4 protein-coding genes are annotated in these 6368 nt (G+C 41.4%); 1 reads left to right on the forward strand and 3 read right to left on the reverse strand.

Annotation, left to right across the window (positions count from 1 at the left end; translation table 11 throughout):
* Window positions 1-561: 561 nt before the first annotated feature.
* Together BMZ06_RS20015 and BMZ06_RS20020 are read right to left on the reverse strand one after the other, a co-directional pair.
* The gene (locus tag BMZ06_RS20015; RefSeq protein WP_089754962.1) at window positions 562-1578 is read right to left on the reverse strand and encodes an acyltransferase family protein; all 1017 of its coding nucleotides are present in this window, start codon (window positions 1576-1578) and stop codon (window positions 562-564) included.
* 205 nt (window positions 1579-1783) lie between these two features.
* Window positions 1784-3025: an aminopeptidase gene (locus tag BMZ06_RS20020; RefSeq protein WP_089754965.1), complete on the reverse strand. Its 1242-nt coding sequence runs from the start codon at window positions 3023-3025 to the stop codon at window positions 1784-1786.
* A 250-nt stretch (window positions 3026-3275) separates the two neighbouring features.
* Here BMZ06_RS20020 and BMZ06_RS20025 point away from each other — a divergent pair, with 250 nt between their 5' ends.
* A complete protein-coding gene (locus tag BMZ06_RS20025; protein WP_175477947.1) occupies window positions 3276-4637 on the forward strand; it encodes a DUF2254 domain-containing protein in 1362 nt (453 codons plus the stop codon).
* Between the two features lie 30 nt (window positions 4638-4667).
* On the opposite strand, the gene BMZ06_RS20030 is transcribed toward BMZ06_RS20025, so the two are convergent.
* On the reverse strand, window positions 4668-6110 hold the full coding sequence (locus BMZ06_RS20030) for a cryptochrome/photolyase family protein (protein ID WP_089754970.1): 1443 nt from the start codon (window positions 6108-6110) through the stop codon (window positions 4668-4670).
* Window positions 6111-6368: the final 258 nt, after the last annotated feature.

Genomic DNA, 6368 nt, shown 5'->3' on the forward strand with positions numbered 1-6368 from the left:
CACCTAGTCCCTTCTCCCATGGGAGTCTCGCCATTTCCCCACCACCCCAACTATAATGCTGCGAACGGACCCTGCTATAGCAGAAAGGAACCATGCTGCATCTGCCTCAAATGCTTATAGTACAGGGTTCCTACACGTAAACACACGTAGTAAAAACCACTATGGATCATAGATGATCCTGGTTCATTGGAACGCGTTTATGCAGAGAATTTCGAGCGCTCCATGATCGCAAAGGGGCGGAAGGGAACGGCGAAGACTCCTGCGGGATGAACATGACAGGTGAGGCCCCGGAAGGCGCCAGCCTGAGGAGACTCAGCGCAAGGGATGTTCGACTAAGATCGCCACGTCCTGTGGCAACGTCGAACGACCCTGCGTCTTGCAGGGCCGCGGAAAGCGAGTCGTTCCCTGGAGCCCCTTTTCCACACAATATCTCGAAACTGAGTCTTACAGTAACCGGCCCTTTAGTTTAATACCCTGCTTCTAAACAAACCTGTGGTCACGTTTGATAGGCAATAAAAAAAGTGCCAGCCCTTATAGGACTCGCACTTTTTCGTTCATTTATTAAGGTTGATAGTTGGAATCTTTATTAGAGTGTCTTTGCCACCAATGCTTCATCAGTTGTGCACGTCCTTCAATCAAAGGCTGAGTCAACGTGCGGATTATACTGCTTGAAAGCAGGTAGACAATAAGCGCCGCTATAATGGCAAGACCGAGAATATCGAATATAGAGTCTACCTTAAACCATCCGGCCTGTCTGAAGAATTGGATAAAGAATCCGTGCAGTAAATATACATACAACGTTTTTCCACCAAGATAAGAGAAACGATATTCTTTTCCAGGCACCCAGGATAATACACTTACCGTCATAACAGCAGCAAGCAGATACACCATTAAGCGGATCAAGCCGCCGAACTCTGGATTTCCCAGATCTACATACGATTTTGAACCTAGCAGCCAACCTGAACTTACTTCCGGAAAAGCAGCGATAAGTCCGGCAGCCACAGCCATCACAACAAGACCCACTTCTCTTACACGACGTGTTCTAAACAGTCTCACATGCTCTTTAGTCAGCCAGTACCCGGCCAGGAAAAACGGAAAAAACACAAATGTTCTGGATAAGCTGAAACTGTGGCCGATATCACTGAAGTAACCAACTACAAGCCCAATCTCAACGGCAATCGTAATTCCAATGAAAGGAGGAATTTTTTTAAACCAGTACAACAGAATATGCCAGCAGAATAAACTAAACAAAAACCAAAGCGACCAGTGAGGATAAAAGGGTCCATTGAGCCATCCATCTTTTCCAATAAAGAAGAAATATCCCGTATAGGCAAGTTGGAAGATAAGATATGGCAATATCAGTTTTTTAGCCAATTGAATGATGTAATCTTTATGGCCTGACCCCTTGGCAAAAAAGCCGGCCAGGAAAATGAAAGCAGGCATATGAAAAGTATAAATCCACGTATAGAGGGTGTACATAGGAACTGATCCATCTGTAAATGGCTGGATCATATGACCAAACACCACTAGAAAAATCAGAAATAATTTTGCATTATCGAAAAACACATCACGCTTCATTCTTTTCACCCTTCGCTCTTCAAATTTCCTAGTCTGAAAAATTGTCCTATTCTCTATTTATCACATTTTTAAAGAATTGATACCGTTTTTATTATTTTTTAAACAAACTGTAAACTGCCTGTCAATTCTGTCTCTTCTTTGTCATGGAACAAAGAGATAAAAATCCTCTTCTGCGCTTCATGCAGAAGAGGATGGACTTACGCTTTTATTCAAATTCAATGGCCCAATTTCCATTTCTGAAAATCGGCTCAAATTCGCCTTCCTTAGTTTCTCCATCAATATGCAACTCTGCCGAACCCATCATGAAGTCTTCATGAACTAGACTATCATTAACGCCGTGATGATCCATTTGTTCCTCATCAAAGGAAGAACCGTCTTTAATATTAGTCGGGTACGCCTTGCCCAAAGCTAAATGACAGGAAGCATTCTCATCATAAAGCGTATTAAAGAAAATATGACCGGACTTAGAAATTGGAGATTCGTTCGGCACAAGCGCAACTTCCCCTAATTGCTTCGCTCCTTCATCCGTGTCAAGCAAGTGTTTCAAAGTATCTTCACCAGATTCAGCTGAATAATCAACTACTTTACCGCTCTTAAATATAAGGGTAAAGTTTTCAATCAAGTTCCCGCCATAGTTGAGCGGCTTCGTGCTCGTCACTTTTCCATCTACTCCATATTTATGGGGCATGGTAAATACTTCTTCGGTCGGCATATTTGGATTGAATTCCGTGCCTTTTTGAGAAGTAGCTGAACCGCCATGCCAAATATGATCCTCGACCAATTCGATCGACAATTCAGTGCCTGGAGCTTTATAATGCAGTTTTTTATATTGCTTATCATTTAAATATTCACGTGCCTGACGCAAACGCTCATTATGCTCATTCCAGGCTTCAATTGGATCTTGCTGATCAATCCGCGTGATCTGAAAGATTTGTTCCCACAGTTTGTGCTGGGCCTGTTCGGAAGAAAGCTCTGGAAATACTTTTTCTGCCCAGGCTTTCTGGGGATAAGCTACAATACTCCATGTTGTTTTATCATTCATAATGTAATCACGATATTTAGTAAGCGCCTGAGCACTCGCTTTATTAGCTTTAGCTACACGCTCTGAATCCACATCTTTTAATAAATCCGGATTCGGACCATAAATTGAGAGAAGAGAATAGCCATCAGCAACCATTTCCTCCAGCCCTTCTGCCTTCCATTTAGGGAAGTTCTCTAGAACCTCCATTGGAGCATTTTTCATTTTGAGGTAACTTAATACTTCATCGCCCCACTCAACGTGAACGTTCTTGGCTCCTTTGCCGTAAGCCTTAGCAGAAATTGTGCGAACAAGATCGGCTGCCTCAATCGGGGCGTTAATAATCAGCCCCTGGCCTCTTTGTAAATTAACTCCCTTTTTCAGAGCTAATTCTGCGTATTTTTCTAATTGCTTTTGATTTGCTGTCAAATTAATACCTCCCAAAATTGAGATTGTCCTTATATTATTTCATATCTTCCATCCATTTCCTAATTAAATGCGGGTTTCTAAATTCAATTAAGAAATACATCGTCCTTCCACTTATTTTTTACCATTTTCTTTAGTAAAAACAAAAAGTAGGTTAGTTTATTATTATCCAGGGTAGGAAATAGAAGAATTTAAACTAACTAAGAATGGTGATTATATGGGTTTCTTTTACTATATTAGAAAATATTTTAAGATGTCGAAACGTCAGCGTAAAAGTGAATTAAAGTCCACACTCTGGTTTATGCCTTTCTGGTATATAGTAGGAGCTGTTGGTCTTTCTGCTTTTACTTTTTATCTTGATTACATTGTAGATGTGAGTTTGTATTTACCAGCCGCTATCGGATTCAGCGGCCAGACACTTCAGGTTCTTTTGAGTGCACTCGTAGGAGGGGTGCTTACATTAAGTGCATTTACGATCAACTCCCTGCTTGTAGCACTTACGACGTTCAGCGGCCAGTTTTCTTCCAAAATGCTTGTAAACTTTGTAAGTGACCGGGCGACACAGCACGTACTGGGAATATTTAACGGAAGTTTCATATATGTGCTTCTGAACTTCTTATACGTCACTCATGAAGAAGAAGAATATATCGTGGCTACACCTGCTCTATCTATTTTAACTGCCATAACAGCTGCTGTGACTTTTATTTATTTTATTAACCATACGACAACCTGGATGCAGGTTCATAACATCAGTTACAATATGAATTCCAAGTCAAAATCCGTCCAGGCTTCATTAGAGAAAGAACTGAAGCCCTACCATCTTGAAAAGCACGTTGATGAAGCTAAGCTGCCTTCAGAAGCAGAAGGGAAGATCATTGAAGCCAATCAGCCGGGTTATTTTCAAGTGGCTGATTTCTCCCGTCTCATTAAACAGGCTAAAAGAGATAATAGTCTGATACGGTTTGATGTCAGAATCGGAGAATTCGTTGTAGAAGGTACGCCTGTGGTCACTTATTGGGAAAATGAAGAAAAGGTGGACCCTGCTCGATATCTGAAATCTATTGAAATTGGCATTAAGCAAACTGAAATTCAGGATCTGGAATACGGTTTAATCAAGCTTGCCGAGGTAGCCATTAAGGCTCTGGGGCATAACGACCCGCTAACCGTTACGAACACTATTCACCAAATTGCAGATTTGTTAAAGAGTATCGGTCAGTCTTCCAATTTCTCTCCCTATCTTTTCGACCAGGAGCAGGAACTTCGTGTTATCTTAAATCAAAAGGATTTCAGATATTATCTTCACAAAGGGTTTGCATCCATTCGGGAATACGCGAACCAAAATTCGGCGGTCATGACCGAATTACTGACTATGGTAGCCCTGCTGAGTAAAACGATGGATCAGTCCGTTCACAAGGATTTATGGGAATTTGCCCGGCAGACGATTTTAGGGTTTGATAACTACAGCCTTTACGAAAATGACTGCCTCTATATTTTAGAACAATTATCTGTGCTTTCTAAAAACACAGGTAATCAGAAGGATTATCTTTTTCTGCTCGAATATATGCTGGAAAGAGTCAGCTCTAAAAGTGCCTCTAAGGTACCTTCTTCTCTTTAGACTGATCTAAAAAAAGAAGCAGAAAGCAGATCAAGAGCTGCTTTCTGCTTCTTTTTCATTTTTAAACATTTCAATCGCCCGAACACGCATGGTTTTATGATCAACCATTGGCTCAGGATAGTCTTTCCCAATGATACACCCCGCTTGCTTCTGGTCTTCTTCAGACATTTTAGCCGGCTCATGGATATATTTTTTTTCGACATCTATTAATTCTGGCACCCATTCTTTAATAAAGCGCCCGTGAGGATCGAAACGTTCCGACTGTCTAGTAGGGTTAAATACCCGGAAATAAGGAACAGGATCTGTCCCTGTAGAGGCTGCCCACTGCCAGCCGCCTATGTTAGAAGCCGCATCATAATCAATCAGCTGCTCTGCGAAGTATCTTTCTCCTGCACGCCAATCCATCAGCAAATCCTTGGTTAGAAAAGAAGCTACAGCCATGCGAAGGCGGTTGTGCATCCACCCTGTTTCATTCATCTGTCTCATAGCCGCATCGATAATTGGAAATCCCGTCCGGCCCTCTTTCCATTGGTCAAAAAGATCTTCATCATAATTCCAGGGCAGTCCCTGATATTTCTCAACCATTTCTTCATCTCCAGCATTCGGATAAAAGTGATAAATCATATTATAGAAATCACGCCACGCAAGCTCTGAAATATACGTTTCGACCCCTTCTGTATTTTTGCGGTAGTCAACTTGATCATGAATTAAATGGTAAACCGTTCGAATGGAAATAGCACCAGTTCTTAAGAAGCGGGACATCCGGCTTGTACCATCCACAGCTGGAAAATCCCGGTCTTTTTCATATTCATAAATCGCTTCATCGAGAAAATCGTAAAAGTGATCAAGCGCATCGTTTTCACCGACTTTATCAAATTCCCTCGTTGTCTTGCTGATTAAATTCTGATAGGCTTTGTAACCATTTTTAAACTCATCCCTCTTGTCTATAGTAAGCTGGGATAATCGTTCATGATCCACTTTCTGGACAGCAGGTTTTTGCAGCTGCTTCCACTGTTTATAGTAAGGGGTAAATACTTTATAATACCCGCCTGTTTTTTTAGTTACTTCCTTCGCCCCGTGCATATGATGGTCAACATAGCTGAACACGTGAACGTCTGACTCTTTTAAACACTTGTTAACTTCATTATCTCTTTTCAAACCAAAGCCTGATTCATCTCGATTATAATAAACGGCTTCTACGTCATGTTTTTCAACTAGATGAGTGAACGCATCGCTTGTTTTTCCTATAATAAAATGAACGGCCAGTCCCTTCTCTTCTGCATCCTCAACAAAAGCCTTCAAGGTTTGAAAAAAGTAGTCATGCCGTGCAGTAAATTCCTCATTCAGGTCAGGATGGATATGAAAAAACAGAAGAATTTCATCCTCATCATCTGCATGTTCCAACGCTTTACTTATCGCTGTATGATCATTTAATCGTAAATCTCTGCGAAACCATATCGCTCGAGTTGTCATGGCTTCCACTCTCCCTGTCTTGATCTATATAACTTCTATTGTAACGAATGTCTGTTCCACCCTCACGTTTTAATAGGTAAGCTCTACTACAATCTCAATATTGCTTTTTTTACTATTGGCTCTGTTACCCATTGTTAATTTTCCATAATAGGCTTACTCTACTATCGGGCCGGTTACTGTAAGACTCAGTTTCGAGATATTGTGTGGAAAAGGGGCTCCAGGGAACGACTCGCTTTCCGCGGGCATGTGGTGAGCTTC

This window comes from Halobacillus alkaliphilus (genome assembly GCF_900113125.1).
Lineage (GTDB): Bacteria > Bacillota > Bacilli > Bacillales > Halobacillaceae > Halobacillus > Halobacillus alkaliphilus.